Source organism: Lysinibacillus sphaericus (genome assembly GCF_015844675.1).
Classification (GTDB): Bacteria; Bacillota; Bacilli; order Bacillales_A; family Planococcaceae; genus Lysinibacillus; species Lysinibacillus sphaericus_E.
The window spans coordinates 1-23,059 of record NZ_LDGC01000051.1 but is presented as its reverse complement, the minus strand read 5'-3'; the positions used below and the strand labels follow the sequence as shown (position 1 = coordinate 23,059).

Sequence of the window (23,059 nt, the reverse complement as noted above, 5' to 3'; positions counted from 1 at the left end):
CGTAATTATTCGGGTTTTTCATTGGCTAAAATCCTTGTGTCCCAGCCTCTTTTAGCTTTTTTGAAGGTATGTATATACCGTTGTAAGATTAGCTTTAATACCGTTTACTCCATTCCACTCCCTATACGTTTTAGGTACATCAAATTCAAAAACAAAATCTTCCAGTGACAGCTTTCGTTGAAGGGCCTCTTTTGCTCGTTGAGTCATATAAGATAAATAATCAATTAACGTATCGCATACAGTCAAATCTGCAACATTACCATGACCAGGAACAATTATATTGATATCGATTTGTTTAACTCGCTTTAATATGTTCAAAAATTCTTCAGGGTTATAGATCGGGACATGTAAATCTTCTGTCACTAAATCCCCCATAAAAGCTATTTTTTCTTTAGGTAAGTACATAAATGTATCACTCGGTGAATGTCCCCCACCTAAACAATATAATTCAACAGTTTTATCGGAACCTGCGATAGTCAATTTTTCTTCAAACAACATGGATGGCAACACAATTTGTAATTGAGATAAATCATCCAACACCTTCGACATTTCTTGATATTGGTTGATTAAACTCGTTTTTATAATGATGTCCCCTGTTGAATCAATTTTACTTTTTAGCCGAAGCAGGTATTGATTCATATCCTGCTTTTCCTTTTCGTAGTCTTCAATCTTATTCTTTTCTTTGCACAATTTCTCCGTTACATATGTAGAAATAATTGTTGTATCCGAAAATACTTGATTCCCAAAAACGTGATCCCCGTGATAGTGACTGTTAATCAAATACTTTACTTTCTTACCGGTTAAACTTTCAGCTTGGCGTCTTAACTCCTCCCCCGCTGAAGGGGTACTTAGCGAATCAAAAACTAGAAGTTCTTCACCTAAATCAATGATTCCCGCATTACTCCAAGCGCCTTGACCTGGTTTAGCAACCGCAGCATAAACACCGTCACATAAATTATGCAAAGTAAAATAGTTTGTTTCTATAATCTCCCGTCCCATTCATAGTTCCCCCTAAAGTTTTTACATATTATAGCATTTATACTTGTAAATAAATCAAGATATAAAAGAAAATCCACTCTTTTTCAAAGTGGATTTTCCTCATATTAGATGATTCGCTTAATCTTCGTTTCATATAGCGCAACTATTAGTAAGCCGCCAAGTATAGGCGTTAAAGAGCTAAAACTGAAATAAAAACCTTCATCACTGTATTGTCCTAAGAAATGAAATTGCAGCCATGGAACCCCGTATGTTTCACCTACACCGTATAAAAAAACTGTGCTAAATAAAAACAATGCGAGACATTTGATAAATTCATTTCTTTTCATACAATTCACCTCATTTTACGATGGTCATTTGTTTCGCGTATGCTACAAGGTCTTCGATTGTTCGCTTAGAATCTCCAATAAAAATGCTATATTGATAGCCGTTCTCCTGCCAGCCAATTGAATGGAATTTTTGCTCATCCATGACAGTTCCTTTTTGACCTCGGATGTCCATTTCTTTTTCTCCTAAAATAGGCTCTTCCTTAGTAGCATTACGATTTTCTTTAAAAACTGTTACAGAAATATCTTGCTGACCATTCTTCGTATAATTAAAGGTATACTCAGAACGATCTTCTATCCCTTTATCTAATGAAATATCCTCCAAAGTTAGTCCATTTACTTCCGGCACCATTAAAAATTCGCCAAGCTGTTCTTTCACTGTATCCAGTGTCACTGACTCAGATTCAGGTACACTTATTTCTTCCACTTTTGCATCCTTTGGATAATCAATTGTAAATTGCGCATCATCAATTTTTGTATTGTCATCCAGTTTCGTATACTCTGATGTCATTTTAGTTCCAGCACTATTCGTTACTGTTTTTAACGTTACCCATGTTTTTTTATCAACCCATACTTCCATATCACCTAGTAAAGTATCCTCTTTTTTGGCTTTTGCTACGATTTTATACGTATCTCTCCCTGCAATCTTCTCCTCCCCTCCAATTTTCACATCATGTGTATCCTTTACTAAATTAAATAATGATTCTGCCTGATCTCTTGGCGATGGAAATGCACCTAAACTATCTTCGCCAATATCCATTTTATGAACAGTGTTTTTTACAACATCATACATCATAATTTGTGAACCATTGTTGACTGTGATGATATGCTCACCATTATCAGCTGTCATCTCAATACGTCGTTTACCATCTTTAGTCCACTCCTTGACTTGAGCTTTTCCACCAATCTCGCCCATATCCATTTTGTATTCACCATAATAAGTAAGTGGTTCTTTCGTTTCCTGTAATGCTTGATCAATAATTTCCTGTGGTGAATATGATCCCTCTGTATTACAACCTACTAAGCTAAATGTTAGGGCAGCAACTAAACCTGCTGCACGTAATGATTTTTTCCAATTCATTATCAATTCTCTCCTTTAATTGGTGGCAACCAGCAAAGTACAGCTGTTCCATAGCCTTCTTTCGATACAAGCTCTACTGTCCCACCATGCTTTTCTATTATTTGTTTTGCAATATTTAATCCTAGTCCCGTACCACGCTCTCCAGCCTTTGTTCTTGCTGAATCTGCTTGGTACATCGGCTCGAATAATTTCTCAATATCCTCTTTTTTTACACCTTGCCCGCTATTTTGTAAGATGATATACATACCCTCTTGCTTTTTTAGAACTGGCCGTACAAAATCAAAGCTCCATACCGGACAATCTTCAGCATTCACAGCAGCTAAGCCTATCGTTGTACCTACTGCTCCATAGCGCCATGCATTACTCATTAAATTGTCGATCACCCGTTGAAGCTGTTTGGGATGCACTGCATACATACCATCTATGTCACAAGTGACTTCAAGCATAAATCCTCGATCCCTACATAGTTGCTCATAATCAGACAGTGCCATTTCAAAAAACTCGGCCCCATCTACTGCAACAAGTTCTAAATGATAGCTTGTCGATTGCAGTAAAGTGTACATTAGTAAATCCTCTAACATCTGCTTCATCGTTTCAGACTTAGTTAAAATAATTTGTCGGTACTCGTCTTGCTGTTCTTCTGATAATGCCTTGCTTTGTAAAGATTCAGCATATGCTTGAATAGCTGTAAGAGGTGTTTTCAAATCATGGGAAATACTTGCAATCATTAGCTCCTTTTGCTGTTGTTCAACTTTTAAATGAGCTCGCGCATTTTCAATTTCGTCCTGCATGGCAAGGAAGGTTTGAGCAAGGTCTCCAATTTCATCTTTTCTTGCTACTAAATTTGACTCCACATGCTCTCCCTTTGCAAAAGTACGCATTTGCCGCATCAGCTCATGTAACGGGCGATTTAATTTACGGTTAAGCAGTAGCATAACTGCGAAATAAATAAGGAGGAATAATAGTATAGAGCTAGCTATTACAAGCCAAGAACGGCTTTCTACACCTTTTACCCAATCCGTCCTAACTAATTGAATCTCATAAACCCCAAGCAATTCTTCATCTTGATAAACAGGTTCTTTATAAGTAAAGGCATTGTAATTTTGCTTTAGCTCATATAAACCTTTAAAAATACTATCTTTAGAAGCAAACCCCGTATTCAATGGATTTGAGGAATACAAAGTCAAGCCTAATTTCGAGTAAATTGTAATTGCAAGATGATCATTTGTTAATGCTTCAATATCTTTTATATCCGCATTTTTTGTATAATATATAGGATTTTCGAGTACAGATTTTACCTGATTGAGCTCTGTTAATTTTCCGAAATACTCAGCAACGTTTTTATCTTGATAATAAGCATTAATCCATACATAAAGGCTATAAGCACCAGTTATCGGTAAAACCATCACGATGAAAAAAGTGATGAGCAACCATGTTTTAATTTTCACAGCGGTTCACCAATAAAGCGGTAGCCCTTACCCCAAACCGTCTGTATATAATACGGGGTTTTAACTGGATCTTTTAGCTTTTCTCGTAGCTCCTTTATATGTACTGTTACTGTATGTGTTTCATCTACGCTAGCCTGTTGCCAAATATGCTGATATAACTCTTCTTTTGAAAAAGTTTGGTTTGGATTTTTCGCAAGTAGTTTTAACAGCGCAAATTCCTTCTGTGTTAAAGTAAGCTCTTCATCATGAAGGCGCACTGATTCCTTTTGCCAATCAATTTTCAAGCCTTGTGTAAAGGATGAAATATCTTCTGTTATTTCTTTTTTCGTATAACGTTGCCAACGACGTAAGTGTGAGGCAACACGTGCCTTTAACTCCTCTAAACTAAACGGTTTCGCAATATAATCATCAGCGCCCTGTAAGCCCTCAACCTTATCAGCCTCTTCCTTACGTGCACTCATCATTAAAATAGGTACATCACTTTCCCAACGAATATTTTGACAAACAGTAAGACCGTCCATCTCCGGCAACATCCAATCGACTAACACTATATCGAATGTATCAGCTTGAAAATCAGCTAGCCCTTCCAGTCCTGTTGTTGCCCAAGTAATTTGGTAACCTTCTTGCTCAAGCGTTTCCTTCACAATACGTCCAATCGCCGTATCATCCTCAATCAGTAATAGCTTTTCTTTCATCTGTTTTCCTCCTGCATTAACCTTACTATGTAAAAAGACATTTTTTCTGAACTTTATACTTTCTTTATAATTACCATAGATCTGGCTTTCCGTCACTTCTCGTTTTTTATCCGTCGCTTTGGGCGGGTCTTCCGTCGCTTCGCCTTTTCTTTCCGTCGCTCTGGCCGTTCTTTCCGTCGCTCGACGCGGTCTATCCGTCGCCTGCTTTTCTTTCCGTCGCTCTGGGCGGGCTTTCCGTCGCTTCGCCCTTTCTTTCCGTCGCTCTGGGCGGTCTATCCGTCGCCTGCTTTCTTTCCGTCACTCTGGCCGTTCTTTCCGTCACTTCGCCCTTTCTTTCCGTCGCTCTGGCCGTTCTTTCCGTCGCCTGCTTTTCTTTCCGTAATCAAATAAAAAAAGGAATGCACAAATTGCGTGCATTCCCTCATTATGTTAGAAAAATAAACTTAAGATATAGTAAATAGCTGCAGCCATGACTGCGGAAATTGGCATCGTGATTACCCATGTTGTTATGATTTTTCGAGCCATGCCCCATTTAACACCTTTTACACGATGTGCTGTACCTACACCCATAATAGATGAAGAAATAACATGTGTTGTAGATACTGGCAAGTGAATTAATGTCGCCCCGAAAATGATGGATGCTGAAGCAAGGTCTGCCGCAACACCGTTTACTGGACGGATTTTCATGATCTTACCACCGACTGTTTTGATGATTTTATAACCACCTACAGAAGTACCAAGACCCATTGCACATGCTGCTGCAAAACGTACCCAGAAAGGAATATCGTCTGTATTGTGCAAGCCTCCTGCAATTAAAGCTAGCGTAATAATCCCCATCGCTTTTTGCGCATCGTTTGTACCATGTGTAAATGATTGTAAAGCAGCTGTACCAATTTGCATTGTCCGGAATCCTTTATTCGTTCGATATAAATTCATATCCTTAAAGAAGACTTTAAATAAAGTCATCATTAAGAAACCAGCTCCAAACGCAAGTAATGGTGAGAAAATAAGTGCCTGAAGAATTTTTATAAAGCCACTATAGTTCAATATATTGAAGCCTGCCGCTGCAATGGCAGCACCTGCCACAGAACCAATCAATGTATGCGATGAACTAGACGGAATTCCAAAGTACCACGTTACTAAGTTCCATGTAATCGCTGAAAATAATGCCGCTAAAATAACAACAGAACCTGTAGTATCTCCAATATAGGAATTTAAGCTGAACGGGTCAACAATATCCTTTGTTAATGCTTTCGCTACCCCAACGAATGTAATAGCTCCAATGAAGTTCATAACCGCAGCCATATATACTGCTGTACGTGGCTTCAATGCCCTTGTTGATACAGAAGTTGCGATCGCGTTGGCCGTATCATGGAAGCCGTTAATAAAGTCGAATACAAGTGCAAATATAACGACTAATATTGTTATCAGTAATATCGTATCCATTTAGTACTCTCCATCTTACGCGTTACGCATAATTATTGTCTCAATTGTATTTGCTACTGTTTGACAGCTGTCAGCTATATCTTCAAATTGTTCGTATATACTTTTAAACACCATGATGCGCATTGGATCCTTTTCTTGAATAAATAATTGCTTCATCGAAGAACGGAAAATTTCATCACATTCACGCTCATAGTCCTTAATTTGAATAGCATGTTTACGCATTTCAACAAGCTTTTTACTATTTAATAGCTCCATTGCTTGAACCATTTCGTCTGTGCTTTTCGCAATATATGTTAAGAATTGGCGCATCGGCTCTGTCACTTCTGTTAAATTATACATATCAAAATGAGCAATACAGCCTTCCATGCCATCAATGACATCATCTAATTTATTGGCAAGTGCCAAAATATCCTCACGTTCAATTGGAGTCATAAATGATTTATTTAACATCACAATTAGTTCGTGAATTAATTTATCACCACTTGTTTCATAGTCCTTCATTGTGTCTGCGATTTCTTTTAGTGCATCTATATCTTGAATACGCGCATTGTGAGCATAATAAATACCTTCTTTAACATTTTTAGAAATATTTAATAATGCTTTAAAAAATGGATCTTGCTTGTTTGAGTTGAACATCATGTTCCTCCTGTTGAATGAATATTGTCGATTTCTGCAATCATCATAACAAAACTTTCACATACTTCTACAAATTTTTAAACATAAACGAGTTGAATTTACAAAAATGTAATATAAAATTTGCCACAATTATTTCTAGGTACTTTTCCAAGTTGAAAACGTTGGAAACTCAATAACAAAAATGAACGATTTTTCTTTAAATATACCCGTTTTTTCTTTTATTTTTATAAAAATACTTGAAAAACTTTTTTCCTTTCTATTTTTTTCATCTTTATTAATGTTAAGAAATTGTAAACGAAATTTACATTAGAAAAGAGAAGCTCCATTGCCATTTATTACAATTCGCAGTACAGTTATAAGAAAAATGTAACTTACACAATATGCGTGAAAGAAGGTTGTGAGTATATACATATGGACATCGATTTACTATCACTTACAATACTGTTAGTACTCGGATTTATCGCATCCTTTTTAAATGCGATTGTTGGTGGTGGAGGGTTAATTTCATTACCTGCGCTTATGGCGGTTGGTTTACCACCAAGTACAGCGATTGCCACAAACAAACTCGCCAATACAATTAGTAATGGGACTAGCATGTTAACTTTTTTACGAGCTGGTAAGGTCGATGTAAAAAAGAATCGAAAAATAATACCTTTTATTTTTATTGGTTCGTTCATTGGTGCCTATACTGTGCATCTTGTATCACCTGCTATTTTAAAGCCTCTAATGCTTGTTATGCTCGTCCTTGTTACCACTTATACGGTTTTTAAGAAAGATTGGGGACAGCAACCTGAAGAACGGATTTTAAGTAATAGGAAGAAAATCATCTTTGTCGGCGCTTTTGCTGCTGTTGGCTTTTATGATGGTTTCTTCGGACCTGGTACTGGTTCTTTTTTTATTTTCATTTTATTAATGATGGGCAATGATTTTTTGCAAGCTGCGGGTAATGCAAAAGCTTTTAACTTCACATCAAACTTAGCAGCGCTTGCTATGTTTTTACTTTTAGGAAAGGTGAATTTTTTATACGGCCTACCGATGGGTTTTATTATGATTTTCGGTGCCATACTAGGTTCAAAATTTGCGCTGAAACGCGGGACAAAAATGATGCGTATTATTTTTATCATCATGACTTGTCTATTAATTGTCAAAAATACTTGGGATTATTTCAGTAGCCATTAAAGTCCACTACTAAATGGATAAACACTACTGATATCATTGACAAATTGTTTCTGCATGCTATAATACTTTTGGGCTTCAACGCATTGAAGCGGAGAAGTGACTGTTAGGAGGATTAGCATGTTTCGAATTGAAGCAAAGAGTAACCCTCGATTTATCGAGGCAACCTTTATTATACTTTTAATTATTGCTGTGATGGCATACAGTATTGGGTATTTAAAAGCGACACCCCATATACCTATTTTTCTTGTCATTTCACTTTTAATTGCATATGGATTACTAAAGAAAGTTCCGTTCCGTGAGCTTGAAACTGGAATGGTTGCTGGTGCAAGTGCTGGACTTGGGGCAGTTTTTATTTTCTTCTTTATCGGTATTTTAATTTCTAGTTGGATAATGGGTGGCACCATTCCAACACTTATCTACTATGGCTTTTTAACTGTTTCACCAAGCTTTTTCTTTGCCATCGTATTTTTAATTTGTAGTGTCGTCGGTGTTTCAGTTGGGAGTTCTTTAACGACTGTTGCGACAGTGGGCGTTGCTTTTATGGGGATTGCTGGTGCAATGGATATCTCTTTAGCTATAACGGCTGGTGCGATTGTTTCTGGAGCTTTCTTTGGGGATAAAATGTCTCCCCTATCGGATACAACAAATCTTGCATCTGGTACTGTTGGTGTAGATCTTTTCGAGCATATTAAAAATATGGGTTGGACAACGATTCCAGCTTTCTTGATCTCATTCGTCCTTTATGCAATCATTTCGCCAACAGGAGCAAATACTTCATTTGAAACAGTTGAGCTATTTAAAGAAGGCTTACTGTCAACTGGACTTATTCATTGGTATACATTATTACCAATTGTTGTTCTCGTTATTATGACTTTTTATAAAGCACCTGCACTTATCACTCTTGCAGTTGTCTCCATTCTTGGTGTCGGACTTGCCTACATACAAGAACCGATTGCCTTATCGAATGTTTTTAAAATCCTTTTTGAAGGCTATGTATCTAGTACGGGTAATGAAGGTGTAGATGCATTACTGTCTCGCGGTGGTATGAACAGTATGCTATTTACAATTGCCTTAGTTTTATTAGCATTAACAATGGGCGGACTATTATTTACGCTCGGCATTATTCAAAGTATTTTAGCGAAGGTCGAGAGCTTCTTTAAAAGCGCTGGCTCTGTTATTACGGGTGCTGCCATTACTGGGATTGGTGTGAACACATTAATTGGTGAGCAATATTTATCTATCTTACTAACGGGTGAAGCTTTTAAAGCACAGTTTGCAAAGGTTGGACTTGCCCCTAAAAATCTTTCCCGAGTTATGGAGGACGCAGGTACAGTAGTCAATCCTCTTGTTCCGTGGAGTGTTTGTGGTATTTTTATTGCTAGTGTACTAGATATACCAACAACATCTTACTTGCCATTTACCTTCTTCTGTCTACTCGGACCAATTTTGACGATCCTCTTTGGTTGGAGCGGTAAAACATTAACAAAGCTTGAAAAATAACATTGGTAGCTGATGAATTCGTCAGCTACCTTTTTCTATTCCCACCCTTTAACTCTACAAGTTGCAATTTGACCTTTTTCAAATTGATATCCTCGATTACTAGATTGAAAGACATAAAATAATGATAATTCATTCCATAATCTACAATAGTGTCCAACCTAAATCTTTACTCCTAATACCTACATTATAAAACTAGTAAAAACCTATTAAAAAAAATGTGTGAATTTCCTTCACATTTGTTTTATACTAGTATAATATATTTACCGAAGGGTAAATGTGGAAAAGTTGGAAGTCATAAAAAAAAAGAAATAACTTGCGATAAAATTATTCAATCAGTTAGTCATTAGAAGGAGAGAATACTATGAATAAGATTTTTAAATCTTTTATAATTGCTATGACATGCATCGTTACATTTAGTTTACAAGGACATAATGCTTCTGCCTACTCTGGGATTGATGTATACGTAGCAAACGGACAAACACAAAGCTATCACAGTGATGCAATTATTCAAGATGGCGTAACGCTATTACCACTGCGAGGCGTATTTGAAACATTAGGTGCAACAGTAAACTGGAATGCGAAAGATAAAACGATTACAGCGAAAAATAGCACGAATACGGTTTGGCTAATGGTCGGTTCAAAAAAAGCAAAAATTAACGGCACCCCATTAGCTGTGTCAGTAGCACCGATTATAAAATCAGGGACAACATTAGTGCCATTACGCTTTATTAGCGAAGCATTAGGTGCGACAGTTTCTTGGGATCAAGATTCACATGATGTATCAATTTATGCAAAAGGATCTTCGCAAGTAGAACGCTCACATTGGTTAGGCTATTACGGTAATTCAGGCTTTTCAGGATCAGGTGTAATAACATCACTTCGTATTGATAAAGTAACACCGACAAAAATTACATTTACATCTGTTAATGGCATTCGCTATGACCCTACAAATGGAAAATTATTTGGCTACCAAATGCCATGGCATTTTAAGTATACAACACGTGACGCACAGCTAATTTCTGATGATGTGGCATCATATGAGGTAAATGGCTGCTCATTTGATTTAGTTAAATATGATGATGCTATCCATATCGAAAATATGTACGGCTCTTGCAATCATTTAGGCCTTGCCGAATATGAAGGCGAATATACAGAATATCGAAAGGTAGAAATGTAAAAGTTAAGCACTTATAAAAAGCCAACGGAGGTATCCTTACATTAAATTTAGGAATGCCTCCTTTTATTATGTTTTTATACCAATCAATAAAATTCTTCTTTTTTAAATAAATTCTCTCTGTATCTTAAGTTAAATCCACAAAAGCAGGCGCAAAATGACTTACCCTTCTATATGAATAAACTGCACTTACTTATGATACGGTTCATCGAAACTAATATTAAATTGACGTTTTCAATTTCTAAATGATCAAAATATGACTTTGTTTCAAAATTTGGAGGACGCTTAATAAATTTGCTTGAACAAAAAATGAAAGAATTTTAGATATGTAACATTAGTGGTTTAACTCATCCGTTAATATGAGAATTTTCACGAAAAATGTTAATGTAATTTGCAGATAAAAAAATCTCCATAACCTATAAAACAACAAAAAGAGTATGTTTTGAAAAAGTTGTTCAAAACATACTCTAATTTTATTGTATTGCTAACTTGATACTTTTCACTTAAGATGAAACGTCGTCTGCTTTAGTTATTTTTATCATCGTCCTTCGGTGATAAAAACTCCTCTAATGCCTGTTTGTTCTTATCTAAGTTAATATATAAAACATCTCCTACATTCGTACGTTTATCTTCATAAGAATTGGCAACTGGAATTCGTAAAGTGTCCATACTAGATTTTCCATTTACGATCCCTTTTCCAATGGTAAGGATTGTTTTATTATCAACATTTGTATCAAAGTATGAATCTGCAACACCAAGTAATTTTGGCAAATTCATTAAGCTTGAAACACCGATTTGTTCTTTCACCTTTGTCAAAACCTCTTGCTGGCGTTCCACTCGCCCAAAATCACTTAAACGGTCGTGGCGGAATCGTACATAGCCTAATAACCCGTCACCATGTAAAGTTTGTTTTCCAGGATGTAAGGTCATACCAATTCCATAGGACATTTCATATGGAATATCAACTTCAATTCCATCAGGTGCTAAAAGGTCAATAATTTTAGGGAATCCTTTAAAATCCGCGATAGCGTAGTAATTAACATCAATATCAAAATTTTGCTTAATTGTTTTCCTTACAAGTTCAGGACCTCCAAAGGCAAAAGCAGAATTTATTTTATTCATTCCGTGCCCTGGGATGTCAACATACGTATCTCTCATGATAGAAATTAGTTTTACATCATTCGTCGTTTGGTCATAGTGTGCAATCATTAACGAATCCGATCTACCATCCTCGTCCCTAGCGTCACTTCCCAGTAATAGCACATTAATCTGACCAAATTGCACATCTGCACCTTCAAATGGGTCATACCCCTTTTCGTTATCTTTAATATGACTATCGTCTGCCATAGCCAATCCACTCTTGTATTGATAAACCGAATAAATAAGCCCTACTACGATTGCTAATGCGAATGCTAAGAACAAATTTCTTAGCCATTTACGGCTCTTTTTGCTTTTTTTCATCCATATCCACCTATCATTAACTCTAATTTATATTTTTAGTAATGCCTTTGAAGTAAGTTGTACAGCTATTGCATCGTCTAAATAACCAACAGCAAATAGATAATCAGGTATAACATCTACTGGAATAATAAAATATAATAATGTACTTCCAATTACAGTTAGTTCAAAAAATGTGCCCTTTCCTAATGAGAATTTCTCATATAACTCTTTTAATTTGCTTATAAACGGACCTATGCTACCTACACTCTTAATTTTTTCATCAAAATCCTTATGAATCGAACTTTTACCTTCTTCTGTTTGCGCATATAATCCATAGCTTTCTAGTTTCTGTTCGACATGTGCTACCGAAAATTCATCATCATAAACATTTGAAGATTTAAGTAGAGCCTGTATTGCGTCAACAGACGTATGCATATCTGAATCTGACTCTTCTTGTCTCTGTTCTATAGCGTAACCTGCTGCTTCAAAAAGATTGATTAACGGAACGCCAAGGCAGTCAGCAAATTTTTCTAAATGTTGTGGTGTCGCTTTTCTCTTTCCATTTATTATCCGTGAAATCGTAGCTGTATCGATTCCAGTGAGTTCACTAAACTTCCGCATAGATAATGAACGTTCTTTTAATAATTCTCTCAGCAATACACCAAGAGTAATACTGTTTCTCTGCTCAGCCATCTTTGATTCCTCCTTCTTACTGTGACTAACATACATTAAACAGTTGTATATAAAATTATCATTATCAAGAAGTTTATTATCACGTTGACATTTTGTCAACACTCAAGATAAATTCTACCCATTTGCGTCCAGTTTCGACCTTATGATTGCACAAAGATCTCCTGCTGAAAGAAGTTAAAAGAACTTTGCAAAAGCAATTATTAACAAAATTACTCCACTAACAATTGTTCCAAATTGCCCTACAGTGAATGTACTTATTCGAACACCCGCTACTTTACTTCCTAACTTGACCCCTAACCAAACTGTAATAAAACTACCGATTGCAGCAGTTATTGAGATGGCAAGCGGTAATTAAGTCAGTCACTGTACCACATCCCTTATTTTTATATTTATCCAAAAAACGTTGACAAAAAAACAATAAGAACTTAGTTACATAATACAAATCATTAATATCCATCAATAATTACCTCAAAATATATACCAATTTAATAAAGTTGAAATTTAATTTACATCAGCTATTTAATATTTTTATTTTAAGATATAATCCTTTAAAACTAGGTTAATTTATCCTTTTGTTGATATTATAGTTATTTATTTGTATAATAATACAATATTATTTTAAAGGAGTGTCATAATTGAAAAAACATATTTTAAGTTTATTCCTTGTGATGTTTGCTATAGTTGGATTTGCTTCAACAAGTCATGCATCAAATACGATTTATTTAGAATCTGGCAACACACATTCAAACACACTAACATCTTCAAAAGAATCACAGTGGTATCAAATTAATACTACGCAAGATAACAGCGATATTAATATTTATTTAGCAAACACAACTGCGCCAATCAAATTTACTCTATATGATAGTAATAAAAATTCAATTAGTAGTTATAACTCATCTCTTTTCACATCTTTAAAAGCTGGTACATACTATATTGAAGTTTTTGATTCCTACTGGGGTGATAGCTATTCTAGCGGTTCTTATGAAATTAAAGCGACGTATAGTAGTGGAAATGTAACGCATGATTCGACTACTTTTGAACCTAATGATACGCGTGAAAATGCTTTCTCTATTCAGTCAGGAAAAAAGATTTCTTCTTTAATTTCAAATGAGTTTGATGTAGATTTCTATAAATTTAGTACGACTGTAGACAATGGTGATGTTAATATTTATTTAGCAAATACATCTGCACCAATCAAATTTAGTTTATATGATAGTAATAAAAAATTAATTTCTAGCAGTAACTCATCTCTTTTCGAATCTTTAAAAGCTGGAACATATTATATTAAAGTTTATGAATACGGTTGGGGTAGTCAATACTCTTCTGGTACGTATGATTTAATTGCGACTTATTCTACAAATTCTAAAGAGCACAATCCATCAACATTTGAACCTAATGATACGCGTGAAAATGCTTTCCCTATCAAATCAAATGTTTCAATTACATCTCAAATTTCAAATAGCAATGATATTGACTTTTATTCAATTACGTCAAATAAAGAAGGAAATATTAGCATCTCGTTATCCAATACTTCAGCGCCAGCACGTTTTGAGATTTATGATGCAAAGAAAAAATGGTTGGGTAGTAGCTACTCACAGTCTTATTCAGATCATTTAGCAGCCGGCACATACTATATAAAAGTTTATAGTGACTCTTGGGGTGATCAATACTCTTCTGGTACGTATACTTTAACTGCTGGTTATCCAAATTCAGCAACAAAAAGTAACGAGATTTTATTATATTTAAATAGTAAAACAGCCTATATTAATGGTAAAAGTAAAACACTTGCTGTTGCCCCTTTCACTAAGGAAGAAACAACATTAGTTCCTTTACGCTTTGTAAGTGAAGAACTTGGTGCAAAAGTTAACTGGAATTCTAAAACTAATGATATTACAGTACAATTACACGGTACAAAAATCGTATTAAATACTGATAGCTATTATGTAACTGTTAACGGCAGTTATAAGAGACTTCAAGTGAAACCTGAAGTCATTAAAGGCACGACATTTGTACCACTTCGCTTTGTAAGTGAAGAACTTGGTAAAACTGTACTTTGGAACGCTAAAAACAAGAGCATTTTAATTAAATAATCACAATAAAAATCTCTAGTAAACAAGGAGCTTACTTTGTTTACTAGAGATTTTTTAATACAGATTTATTCCAGGACCAGTCCCAACAGATAAGAAGTAAAAATGTGAGCCATCATTGTTGTTAAATTAGCATTCTAGATAGTTTTTTTAATAAACCGCCCCTACTTATGTTACGGTTCACAGTAATATGACTAAATGCGGTTTTTACACTTTAATACCATACATATTAATGATGAAATTATTCTTAAAAGTACAAAAAAATACATAATAAAATTCACTCTTGAAAACATATTATTTTTCATAAATTCCTTACTAACATCCATTGAAAAATATAAAAATACTGGCAATACGAATGCTAGTACTATCCAATATTTCAACTCCCCGGTATTGCTAATTCCCTCCGTTATTTCAAACATAATCAGTAACAATATTGCAAATAAAAAACCTTGTGTATATTTTTAAAGATATAGCTCCATTTTTATCCTTCCTGTTTAATTATCGTAAAATTCTCCTCACTATATTAAATGGCCGTTATTTTAACTTTATTTTTCTCTCGTTCCTGAGCAACTTTCTCTAATAGTTGAATAAATTTTTTCTGTTCTTTTTCGCTACTCTTTAGTAGATAAACACGAATAGAGCTTTCTAAATATTTTCTAACATGTATATTGATAAAAAAACTGCTATGATGCCTGTTATCTTCATATAACTCATTGAACCATGAAAATAACCTTAATTTCTTAATATTGCGCTCAATTTTTCGGGAGTCTAAACCTGTGTCAGGCATAAAAACATTTGTTGAAGTTGCTATACCTATTAAGCAAATAGCTGCTAATCCTAACCATTTTAGTAGGAACCTTTTCATTATGAGTGAATCTCCATCTATTTATATTTGATATTATGATTAAAGAAAACCATCTAAAACATTATTAAATCAACGTTTTAGATGGTCCTTTTTAAAAACCGTTCCTATCCTCGCTGTCTGTAAGGGCATCCTTTTGACGGATGCCCTTAACTCAAAACTTATTTTGCTTCATTCTCGAAAATAATGACCATTTTTCTGCTGCCTATGTATTCAACGGAAGTATTTAACTGTTCTGAAACGAAGCGTATAGGAACAAAAGTAGTGTTACCTCTTAGAAGTAAAGGAGAGTCAAACATCATCGTTTGCTGGTTAACCTGTACTTGCTTGTTCCCCACTGTCCAACGTATCGATTTTCCGTTTTTTTGGATTGTTACTTCTTTCTTACTTTGGTTCCACCCTACGTTTGCCCCCAACTGCTCTGAAACGAAACGAATTGGCACATAAGTACGATCCATATAAATAAATGGGGCCATCCTATTACGGTAAGCACTGTCGCCCACATATGCTGTAGTGCTTCCAATTATCAGGCGCTGAGTCTTTCTCTGAGACGCTTTAACTTTTTCATAATCACTAATACTGGTCACTTTTAAGAATATTTTGTATGCTTTTGTACCTGGGCTCATGTCCAAGTTGTTGTTATACAGCTCAACCCCACTCTCGTACTCGTAAGAAGTCGAAAATTTAATATCCTGAATGGGTTCTAAATTCCAAATCCGATTGTTGTTCAAATCGAGGGTAACCAGTCTTTTCATATTCCTTAATGGTTCCAAATCATAAATCTGATTCGATGATAAGCCCAACCCTATCAAGTCGACTAATTTCGATAAAGGCGCAATATCCTTAATGTTATTATCACTTGCATTGAGTGTACCAAGGTTAACTAATCCTGCTAACGGCTTAATATCAGTAATATTATTGCTGCCAATTATAAGCGATGTTAGGTCGACCAATTTTTCTAGCGGTTTAATATCCGTAATCTTGTTATTGCTAAGTGACAGTGCTTTTAGGTTGAACAACGTCTCTAGCGGTTTAATATCCGTAATCCTGTTATTATTAACTGACAGTGACTTTAAATTGGTAGTCAGCACCCGAAGTGGCGTAAGATCATGAATCTGGTTATAACCAACATACAAATCTGTTAGCTTCCATAAGTTGCTCAGAGGCGCTATATTCTCAATTTTATTATAACTCAAATCTAAAAAATTCAATTCTATGGCATTCGATAGACCTTGGACATTCGAAATTTGATTTCTATCAGCAAAAAGCTGTAGTAGACAGGGAAGTTGTTTCACCGCATCCAAAGATGAGATTTGATTATTTGAAATGTGAAGAGTTTCCAGCTCCTTCATAGCTGACAAATCTTCAATCGAAGAGATTTGGTTATCCGTAAGGTTGAGAATTCGGATCTTTGTAAGCCCCTTCAATGGTGAGATATCAGCAATGTGATTATAGGATAATTTTAATTGCGTAATATTTGTGGCGTACTCCAATCCTTGCAAACTTTTAATTTCCTTATCTGATAAATTAACGTCCGTAAGGGTCTCTAAATCTAATTTGGTAACCGCTTCTTCGCTAGTTTTTTTCAATAATGATTTAATAGCTGTTTCAAGATTTGGGTCAGCAAAGACCACTTCTTTGCTAAGAGCCTCCTCAGCATAGATTTGTATTGAAAAGCTCGTACATAACACGATAATAAGTAAAAAAACTGTAAAACGTTTCATCATTCTAACTTCCTCTCTTATAACTTTACTAGGTTGCATTGCTTCGCACTATTGAATATGTACTGGCGACTTGAAAGTCCGCAATGGAATTATAGCATGAAAATCTTACTTTTCTTTCCCTTCTTGGAACTTTTTTATAAAAATTTGATAGTCATTAAATTAACAGGCGTGCAGGGATACTCCTAGCGAAGCGGCGAGACTCTTGATACTATAAGAGCATCCTACCCCCTTAAAGCGTACCTCGAACGTAAATCAATTCCTTCAATAGCAAAAAGCCACCATTTCTCTCTTCAAGAAATGATGACTTTTTATTATGTCCCATACTCTCTTTTCATAAGCGTTTTTAACTTATGGTACGGCTTACTGCATCAAAATAAAAAACTAAACCTTTTGCTTTAATAATTTTCTTTCCTTCTTATTTTTATACATCTTCGCATCTGCTTGGCTAAACAACTGCTCCATAACGCCGTAAGAGGAATTGCTATATTCATACCCAATAGATATTTTAATCGATGAGAACGGCAAATCTTTATAGTCACTTTGCATTTTCATCTCAACATTTTTTAAATATTGCTCGACTTGTAAAACGCTTTTATTTGGAATAAGAATAGAGAATTCATCACCACCGATTCTTGCTATAAGCATGTCATCATCTGCATAAGCTTCCAAACAAGCTGCTGTTTCACAAACTAATTTATCCCCCATTTGATGACCGTATTCGTCATTAACCCATTTCAGCTCATCTAAATCTGCTAGGACTACTGTAATCGGGTCGTTCCGTTCGTTAAAATGAGCCATCTTTGCTTGAAAATAATCACGATTATATAAATTTGTTAAGGCGTCATGAGTAGATTTGTACTCTAATTGCTGTTGTAATACGATTTTATCATTAATATTTCTAAATAAACCTTGTATAGCTACAAATTTGCCATCCTTATAAACAGGTGTAGCATATTCTTCAGACCAAATATATTCCCCTAGATGATTTCTTAAGCGGACCGTAATAGGCTGATTAAAATTAAGTGTCCCTACTATTTTCTTTACTAGGATCTCATAATCATCTGGATGGATTATTTCAAAAATTTTATCAGGATCCTGTACATGATCTCTTAATGCATTTGGACCAAGGAGATTATTGACAGTAGGACTTAAATATAGATATTTCAACTTAGGAACCGTCTCACAGTAATATAAAATATCACGTATATTTTCAACCGATTCCACCAGTGGTTCTAATAACTCTACTTTTTGTTGTAGCTTAGATTTTTGATAATGTAGGCGTATACATAGTAGTAAAAGTCCTATTATTATGCCCCCAAAATAAATCCACATAAAAAAACCACCCTCATATAAATTGTGCAAATTCATTTTCCCGAAAATTACAATCAAATCGACTTTCCAAATTTTTTCAACATAAAGTAAATTATACCTTCATTTTACCTATAACAAAATGCTTATATATTATTTATACAATTCTTCCATATAATAAAATAAAAAAATGACTTAATTGAGTAGCTGCACAGGTAAATCAATACTTTAGGTCTTTCATTTTTACCGCACTTACTTATGATACGGTCTACCGAAACTATTAAATTGGTCTCCCTATATTCCAATGTGGAATCAAAACTAATCATTTTACGCATTTCTGTTCAATTAAACTCTCTGTTATGCTTAAACAAAGGAGATGAGGGAAATGACACCAAAATGGAATGCCCATTTATATGATCAAAAACATGACTTTGTTTCAAAATTTGGAGGAAGCTTAGTTGATTTGCTGGCTCCACAAATAAATGAAAGAGTTTTAGATGTCGGCTGTGGCACTGGTGACTTAGCCCATGAAATTGCTACTCATGGCGCCCATGTTCAAGGGATAGATGCCTCCCACGATATGATTATCGCTGCACAGCAAAAATATCCAGACATTACGTTTCACACACTGGATGCTACAGCACTTCACCTAACCAATCAATTTGAGGCTGTCTTTTCAAACGCTGCATTACATTGGATGAAGCATCCGGATGCGATTATCAAAAACATTTACAGTGCACTTAAACAAGGTGGTCGTTTCATCGCTGAAATGGGTGGACACGGTAATATTGCTTCTATTGTTTGGGCGCTTCAAAAAAGTATGGAAGAATATAAACTACCTTATATTGAGGAATATTTCCCGTGGTATTTTCCAACTTTAGAAGAATATCAATCGAAGTTGGAAGGTGCTGGATTTACAGTTGACATGATTTCACTATATGAACGTCCAACACCGCTTCAGGGCGAGGATGGGCTACGAAATTGGCTAGTAATGTTCAGTACGAATATGCTCCAGCATTTATCAGAAACTGAAAAAGAACAAATTTATGCGAAATGCGAACAATTATTAAAGCCAATGCTTTATCAGAATCATCAATGGGTTGCTGATTATCGCAGATTACGTTTTGTTGCTATAAAAAAATAACATTCTTTTCACACGTGAAATCGCAGAAAGCACAAAAAAACGCTGGAAAATATCCAAGCGTTTTTCTCACTATTTATTTGTTTGAAATGCCCGATTGCATGTCGTAATTCCTAACGAGCATACCGTTTGATTTGATCATGCCAAACTCTTCATAATAAGGAACTAAGTCATCGTCACAACACAAATCAACCATATAGATATAATCAAGTTCCTTTAACATTTGATTGACTAATTCCTTGCCAATACCTTTTCCTTTATAATCCGGCAAAACTTCAAGAAACGGAATATAAGCAGATAGTACCCCATCGCTAATCGCTGTAATAAATCCAACTACTTGGTTCGTATGATCGTCTAAAGCAATAACTACTTTACTACTGTTTTTTAGCAACTTTAAGTGAGTTTGGGGATTTGGTGGATTCGGCCAATCCACAAAAAAGCCATTCAACATATCATCTGAAATTCCATCAAGTGAATTTTTGTATATCATCATATATCAACTCCTAAATAGTTATAAAATTTTTTAGGTAGATGATACATATCAAAAATAAAGTAGCAAAATTGCGACCCCCATACTTTTTCGGCATTACTACAAATATTCGATTCAAATTCTAAAAATCCTCTAATTACACTACATTAATGAAAAATTGGCCTTTTTTAGCTTTTATCTCGAGGTAATAGTTTACGTTCTTCTTTAATCCCTCCAATTTCTTGCTTTTCCCGGGCGGTATGTGAAATTCATCTACTACAACATGACCATTTGCATCTTTAATTCTTAGAAGTACTTCACTATTGTTATTTGCATGATTAACAATTTCTTTGTTCCAAAAAATACTATCGAACTTAAAATACTCTTTATTATCGAAATATACTTTATTCCACTCTTCCTTTTCATCTGTTACATTTACAGTAGTCATATTCATTGGAAAAAAGAAATCATTTACAACTCCCACTTCTTGAACGACTAGAGAGCCAATAATTGTGATAATAAAAGTAATCAATATAGAAATAACAACTTGAATACGACGCTTTTTATTAATTTTTTTAAAAGGCGCTTTTGCTACCATGACTTCTTCTGGCAGACTAGTATTTGTTGGCTGCTCCATCATTTCTAGGTACTTTCTGCACTTTTCACAATGATGGATATGTTCCTCGACAACTCTAGAAGTATCTTCACTACAAATACCATCAATATAAGAGGGGAATAAATCTTTTATTATATTACAGTTCATCCTGATCACCTCGGATCCTTTCTACCAATTTTAATTTGGCTCGAAAATAGGTTACCCTTGCCCAGTTCTCACTTTTATCGAATATTTCTCCAATTTCCTTGAAACTAAGTTGGACGGAAGTTCTAAGCAAAAATATTTCACGATACGGTTCTTTTAATAGATGAATTTCTCTATGTAATGAAATAAATGTAATCCGTTTTGCAAGCTCCACTTCTGGTGGTGCCGCATTAGATGGAACATCCAACCCCATTTCCATCATTTGTTCTACACTATTATGACTATAACGTTTTGCCTTTTTTAAATGATTATAGTATGTATGCTTTGCAATTTGGCATAACCAAACAGACATCTTACATTCACCGTTGTATCGGTCAATTGACTTCACAGCTTGATAAAATGTTTCTTGCGTCAATTCCTCAGCTAAATCGACATTCGTTGTTAAACAAATAAGAAACCGTTTTACTTCATCTGCATAAGATTTGTAAATTTCACTTAAATCCTCCACTTTCCTCCCTCCTCTCTTTCGACTTTTAATGGTGGACACTTATATATAGCTATTAAAGAAGATTCGTTACCAAAAAGTTTTTTATAATAAAAAATCCTTCACAATGATGATTTTACTCAAATTGTGAAGGTCCCAAAATAATATTAGAAGGTACCATTTTTCCTATCATGATCGAGGTAATAAAATCACCATCACACCAATCAAACAAATACCAGCTCCAACCCAATCTAATGTGTCTGGTTTTTCTCCGTCTATTCCCCAGCCCCACAAAATGGAAAGGACAATAAAGACACCTCCATAGGCTGCGTAGACCCTCCCAAATGTTGGAAAGTTTTGAAAAGTAGCGACAACTCCATATAAAGCTAACGCAATTCCGCCTAAAACGCCCCAGTAAAATGGTTTTCCTTCTCTTAACCAAAGCCAGATTAAATAGCCGCCTCCTATTTCCCCAATACCTGCGAGGATAAATAATAATGTTGCACCAATCATTTTTTTCACACTTTCTATTCATATTTAAAAGAAAATTTTCATTATCTGCTCTATTATACATAAAAGTACGTTCCCATTAAGGAAATCAAAAAAAATTCGCTTTTCCCCTGTGCAACCAAAAGCAAAAGGTTGTTTGGAGAAATGCGAAATATTGTAAATATATATCGCTATTTTATTTTTACTATGCTTACTTTCCACTTTAATACAATCCCCAGTAAGTAATTGTATCTGTTACACCGATTAGAATAAGAATAACTCCCGCTGCGATTTGAATCACTCTTCCCATTTTCATGCTTGTACGCATAATAAACCTTTTGGCGTCAAATAAATGGATAAGCCCCAGCATCACTAGAAGTGGCACAGAGGTTGCAATTCCAAAAATGGCCGGCAAAACTACCCCATATGAAGAGGTTATGACAGTAGGCATTAACCATACGAAAAATAGCACAAACATCGTAGGGCAAAATGCAATGGAAAAACTAGCCCCCATCAGAAATGAGCCCAATTTCCCCTCTTTTAAAACTGCAGGAATATAATTAGGGATTCGATTTAAAAATTTTAATTTTAAAACTCCGATGAGGACGAGTCCTGTTATTAGCATGATTGGACCAATTGCTTGACGAAAAATAGGAAAATACTTTGTCATCTCCGTTTCAAAGGACTGACCGAATAGCCAGGCGAATAAACCTATTAAACTAAATACAACGACTTTCCCTAATATAAAAAAGACAATTTCCTGCCAATTGTTTTTCATTCGTAAAGATCGATTTCCTTGAACTACCCCCACTTATCGACCTTCCGGTCTAGATTGAAGTGGGAGATTCTTGGGAACAGAGCATACTTGTTGGTGTATTTCTTTACCAACAGCGGTTTCTCTTATTTACCAAGCTATCTCCGTAGATTCCTACGGTTCTATGATTTTTTAAACCAAGGCTAATGTTCGTAAGCCTTCAGCAAGAATATTTTTACTAGCATTAATATCTCTATCGTGGTTTGCATGACAATTAGGACAAGTCCAGTCTCTTATTTTAAGAGATTTCTTGCCATCATGATGTCCACAATCAGAACATATTTGGCTAGATGGAAACCATCTG

23 protein-coding genes and 1 pseudogene are annotated in these 23,059 nt (G+C 35.1%); 5 read left to right on the top strand and 19 right to left on the bottom strand.

The window, feature by feature from the left end; translation table 11 throughout:
- Positions 1–51: 51 nt before the first annotated feature.
- The 7 genes from ABE34_RS13045 to ABE34_RS13015 all read right to left on the bottom strand — a co-directional run bounded on the left by ABE34_RS13045 (position 52) and on the right by ABE34_RS13015 (position 6,628).
- Positions 52–999, bottom strand: coding sequence for an MBL fold metallo-hydrolase (locus ABE34_RS13045; RefSeq protein WP_197142992.1), 948 nt, complete (start codon positions 997–999; stop codon positions 52–54).
- A gap of 104 nt (positions 1,000–1,103) precedes the next feature.
- Entirely contained in the window at positions 1,104–1,325 is a 222-nt protein-coding gene (locus ABE34_RS13040; protein ID WP_197142991.1) for a hypothetical protein, read from the bottom strand.
- A gap of 10 nt (positions 1,326–1,335) precedes the next feature.
- A complete protein-coding gene (locus ABE34_RS13035; protein WP_197142990.1) occupies positions 1,336–2,403 on the bottom strand; it encodes a LolA family protein in 1,068 nt (355 codons plus the stop codon).
- 2 nt (positions 2,404–2,405) lie between these two features.
- On the bottom strand, positions 2,406–3,851 hold the full coding sequence (locus tag ABE34_RS13030; RefSeq protein ID WP_197142989.1) for an ATP-binding protein: 1,446 nt from the start codon (positions 3,849–3,851) through the stop codon (positions 2,406–2,408).
- A complete protein-coding gene (locus tag ABE34_RS13025; RefSeq protein WP_197142988.1) occupies positions 3,848–4,546 on the bottom strand; it encodes a response regulator transcription factor in 699 nt (232 codons plus the stop codon). The genes ABE34_RS13030 and ABE34_RS13025 overlap by 4 nt, the downstream gene beginning before the upstream one ends.
- A 429-nt stretch (positions 4,547–4,975) precedes the next feature.
- Entirely contained in the window at positions 4,976–5,992 is a 1,017-nt protein-coding gene (locus tag ABE34_RS13020; protein ID WP_197142987.1) for an inorganic phosphate transporter, read from the bottom strand.
- Positions 5,993–6,007: 15 nt separating this feature from the next.
- Positions 6,008–6,628 (bottom strand): DUF47 domain-containing protein, encoded by a 621-nt coding sequence (locus tag ABE34_RS13015; protein WP_079560238.1) that lies wholly within the window; start codon positions 6,626–6,628, stop codon positions 6,008–6,010.
- Between the two features lie 411 nt (positions 6,629–7,039).
- On the opposite strand from ABE34_RS13015, the gene ABE34_RS13010 reads away from it, so the two are divergent.
- From ABE34_RS13010 to ABE34_RS13000, 3 genes are all read left to right on the top strand, one after another.
- Positions 7,040–7,807: a sulfite exporter TauE/SafE family protein gene (locus ABE34_RS13010; protein WP_197142986.1), complete on the top strand. Its 768-nt coding sequence runs from the start codon at positions 7,040–7,042 to the stop codon at positions 7,805–7,807.
- A 117-nt stretch (positions 7,808–7,924) separates the two neighbouring features.
- Positions 7,925–9,307 (top strand): Na+/H+ antiporter NhaC, encoded by a 1,383-nt coding sequence (nhaC, locus tag ABE34_RS13005; protein WP_197142985.1) that lies wholly within the window; start codon positions 7,925–7,927, stop codon positions 9,305–9,307.
- Positions 9,308–9,668: 361 nt separating this feature from the next.
- Positions 9,669–10,484, top strand: coding sequence for a stalk domain-containing protein (locus tag ABE34_RS13000; RefSeq protein WP_197142984.1), 816 nt, complete (start codon positions 9,669–9,671; stop codon positions 10,482–10,484).
- A gap of 522 nt (positions 10,485–11,006) precedes the next feature.
- On the opposite strand, the gene ABE34_RS12995 is transcribed toward ABE34_RS13000, so the two are convergent.
- From ABE34_RS12995 to ABE34_RS25110, 3 genes and pseudogenes are all read right to left on the bottom strand, one after another.
- Positions 11,007–11,828 (bottom strand): LCP family protein, encoded by an 822-nt coding sequence (locus tag ABE34_RS12995; protein ID WP_430982166.1) that lies wholly within the window; start codon positions 11,826–11,828, stop codon positions 11,007–11,009.
- 141 nt (positions 11,829–11,969) lie between these two features.
- Positions 11,970–12,614 (bottom strand): helix-turn-helix domain-containing protein, encoded by a 645-nt coding sequence (locus ABE34_RS12990; RefSeq protein WP_197142982.1) that lies wholly within the window; start codon positions 12,612–12,614, stop codon positions 11,970–11,972.
- A gap of 174 nt (positions 12,615–12,788) precedes the next feature.
- A pseudogene (locus ABE34_RS25110) lies at positions 12,789–12,962 on the bottom strand (sporulation membrane protein YtaF); the annotation flags it as partial.
- A 287-nt stretch (positions 12,963–13,249) separates the two neighbouring features.
- Between ABE34_RS25110 and ABE34_RS12985 the strand changes: the two are divergent.
- Positions 13,250–14,707, top strand: coding sequence for a copper amine oxidase N-terminal domain-containing protein (locus ABE34_RS12985; protein WP_197142981.1), 1,458 nt, complete (start codon positions 13,250–13,252; stop codon positions 14,705–14,707).
- Positions 14,708–15,227: 520 nt separating this feature from the next.
- On the opposite strand, the gene ABE34_RS12980 is transcribed toward ABE34_RS12985, so the two are convergent.
- The 3 genes from ABE34_RS12980 to ABE34_RS12970 all read right to left on the bottom strand — a co-directional run bounded on the left by ABE34_RS12980 (position 15,228) and on the right by ABE34_RS12970 (position 18,622).
- On the bottom strand, positions 15,228–15,569 hold the full coding sequence (locus ABE34_RS12980) for a nitrite reductase (protein WP_197142980.1): 342 nt from the start codon (positions 15,567–15,569) through the stop codon (positions 15,228–15,230).
- 158 nt (positions 15,570–15,727) lie between these two features.
- Positions 15,728–17,293 (bottom strand): leucine-rich repeat domain-containing protein, encoded by a 1,566-nt coding sequence (locus tag ABE34_RS12975; RefSeq protein WP_197142979.1) that lies wholly within the window; start codon positions 17,291–17,293, stop codon positions 15,728–15,730.
- A gap of 378 nt (positions 17,294–17,671) precedes the next feature.
- Entirely contained in the window at positions 17,672–18,622 is a 951-nt protein-coding gene (locus tag ABE34_RS12970; RefSeq protein WP_197142978.1) for a sensor domain-containing diguanylate cyclase, read from the bottom strand.
- Positions 18,623–18,983: 361 nt separating this feature from the next.
- Here ABE34_RS12970 and ABE34_RS12965 point away from each other — a divergent pair, with 361 nt between their 5' ends.
- Positions 18,984–19,742, top strand: a complete 759-nt coding sequence (locus tag ABE34_RS12965; protein WP_197142977.1) for a class I SAM-dependent methyltransferase — start codon at positions 18,984–18,986, stop codon at positions 19,740–19,742.
- Between the two features lie 73 nt (positions 19,743–19,815).
- Here ABE34_RS12965 and ABE34_RS12960 read toward each other — a convergent pair whose 3' ends face one another.
- The 6 genes from ABE34_RS12960 to ABE34_RS12935 all read right to left on the bottom strand — a co-directional run.
- On the bottom strand, positions 19,816–20,229 hold the full coding sequence (locus tag ABE34_RS12960) for a GNAT family N-acetyltransferase (protein ID WP_197143110.1): 414 nt from the start codon (positions 20,227–20,229) through the stop codon (positions 19,816–19,818).
- 136 nt (positions 20,230–20,365) lie between these two features.
- A complete protein-coding gene (locus ABE34_RS12955) occupies positions 20,366–20,971 on the bottom strand; it encodes a zf-HC2 domain-containing protein (RefSeq protein WP_197142976.1) in 606 nt (201 codons plus the stop codon).
- The gene (locus ABE34_RS12950) at positions 20,961–21,476 is read right to left on the bottom strand and encodes a sigma-70 family RNA polymerase sigma factor (RefSeq protein WP_197142975.1); all 516 of its coding nucleotides are present in this window, start codon (positions 21,474–21,476) and stop codon (positions 20,961–20,963) included. The genes ABE34_RS12955 and ABE34_RS12950 overlap by 11 nt, the downstream gene beginning before the upstream one ends.
- A gap of 165 nt (positions 21,477–21,641) precedes the next feature.
- Entirely contained in the window at positions 21,642–21,965 is a 324-nt protein-coding gene (locus ABE34_RS12945) for a YnfA family protein (protein WP_197143109.1), read from the bottom strand.
- A 199-nt stretch (positions 21,966–22,164) separates the two neighbouring features.
- On the bottom strand, positions 22,165–22,752 hold the full coding sequence (locus ABE34_RS12940) for a sulfite exporter TauE/SafE family protein (protein WP_346655560.1): 588 nt from the start codon (positions 22,750–22,752) through the stop codon (positions 22,165–22,167).
- Between the two features lie 135 nt (positions 22,753–22,887).
- Positions 22,888–23,059 (bottom strand): zinc ribbon domain-containing protein (locus ABE34_RS12935; protein ID WP_197142974.1); only part of this gene is annotated, 172 nt, incomplete at its 5' end.

What these genes read in the sequence shown, in the direction of transcription:
- ABE34_RS13035 (WP_197142990.1), bottom strand. Translation starts at nt 2,403, where the DNA reads ATGAATTGGAAAAAATCATTACGTGCAGCAGGTTTAGTTGCTGCCCTA.
- ABE34_RS13000 (WP_197142984.1), top strand. Translation starts at nt 9,669, where the DNA reads ATGAATAAGATTTTTAAATCTTTTATAATTGCTATGACATGCATCGTT.
- ABE34_RS13020 (WP_197142987.1), bottom strand. Translation starts at nt 5,992, where the DNA reads ATGGATACGATATTACTGATAACAATATTAGTCGTTATATTTGCACTT.
- ABE34_RS12980 (WP_197142980.1), bottom strand. Translation starts at nt 15,569, where the DNA reads ATGAAAAGGTTCCTACTAAAATGGTTAGGATTAGCAGCTATTTGCTTA.
- ABE34_RS12965 (WP_197142977.1), top strand. Translation starts at nt 18,984, where the DNA reads ATGACACCAAAATGGAATGCCCATTTATATGATCAAAAACATGACTTT.
- ABE34_RS13040 (WP_197142991.1), bottom strand. Translation starts at nt 1,325, where the DNA reads ATGAAAAGAAATGAATTTATCAAATGTCTCGCATTGTTTTTATTTAGC.
- ABE34_RS12960 (WP_197143110.1), bottom strand. Translation starts at nt 20,229, where the DNA reads ATGATATACAAAAATTCACTTGATGGAATTTCAGATGATATGTTGAAT.
- nhaC (WP_197142985.1), top strand. Translation starts at nt 7,925, where the DNA reads ATGTTTCGAATTGAAGCAAAGAGTAACCCTCGATTTATCGAGGCAACC.
- ABE34_RS13025 (WP_197142988.1), bottom strand. Translation starts at nt 4,546, where the DNA reads ATGAAAGAAAAGCTATTACTGATTGAGGATGATACGGCGATTGGACGT.
- ABE34_RS13045 (WP_197142992.1), bottom strand. Translation starts at nt 999, where the DNA reads ATGGGACGGGAGATTATAGAAACAAACTATTTTACTTTGCATAATTTA.
- ABE34_RS13010 (WP_197142986.1), top strand. Translation starts at nt 7,040, where the DNA reads ATGGACATCGATTTACTATCACTTACAATACTGTTAGTACTCGGATTT.
- ABE34_RS12945 (WP_197143109.1), bottom strand. Translation starts at nt 21,965, where the DNA reads ATGATTGGTGCAACATTATTATTTATCCTCGCAGGTATTGGGGAAATA.
- ABE34_RS12975 (WP_197142979.1), bottom strand. Translation starts at nt 17,293, where the DNA reads ATGATGAAACGTTTTACAGTTTTTTTACTTATTATCGTGTTATGTACG.
- ABE34_RS13015 (WP_079560238.1), bottom strand. Translation starts at nt 6,628, where the DNA reads ATGTTCAACTCAAACAAGCAAGATCCATTTTTTAAAGCATTATTAAAT.
- ABE34_RS12955 (WP_197142976.1), bottom strand. Translation starts at nt 20,971, where the DNA reads ATGAACTGTAATATAATAAAAGATTTATTCCCCTCTTATATTGATGGT.
- ABE34_RS12990 (WP_197142982.1), bottom strand. Translation starts at nt 12,614, where the DNA reads ATGGCTGAGCAGAGAAACAGTATTACTCTTGGTGTATTGCTGAGAGAA.
- ABE34_RS12995 (WP_430982166.1), bottom strand. Translation starts at nt 11,828, where the DNA reads ATGGCAGACGATAGTCATATTAAAGATAACGAAAAGGGGTATGACCCA.
- ABE34_RS12970 (WP_197142978.1), bottom strand. Translation starts at nt 18,622, where the DNA reads ATGTGGATTTATTTTGGGGGCATAATAATAGGACTTTTACTACTATGT.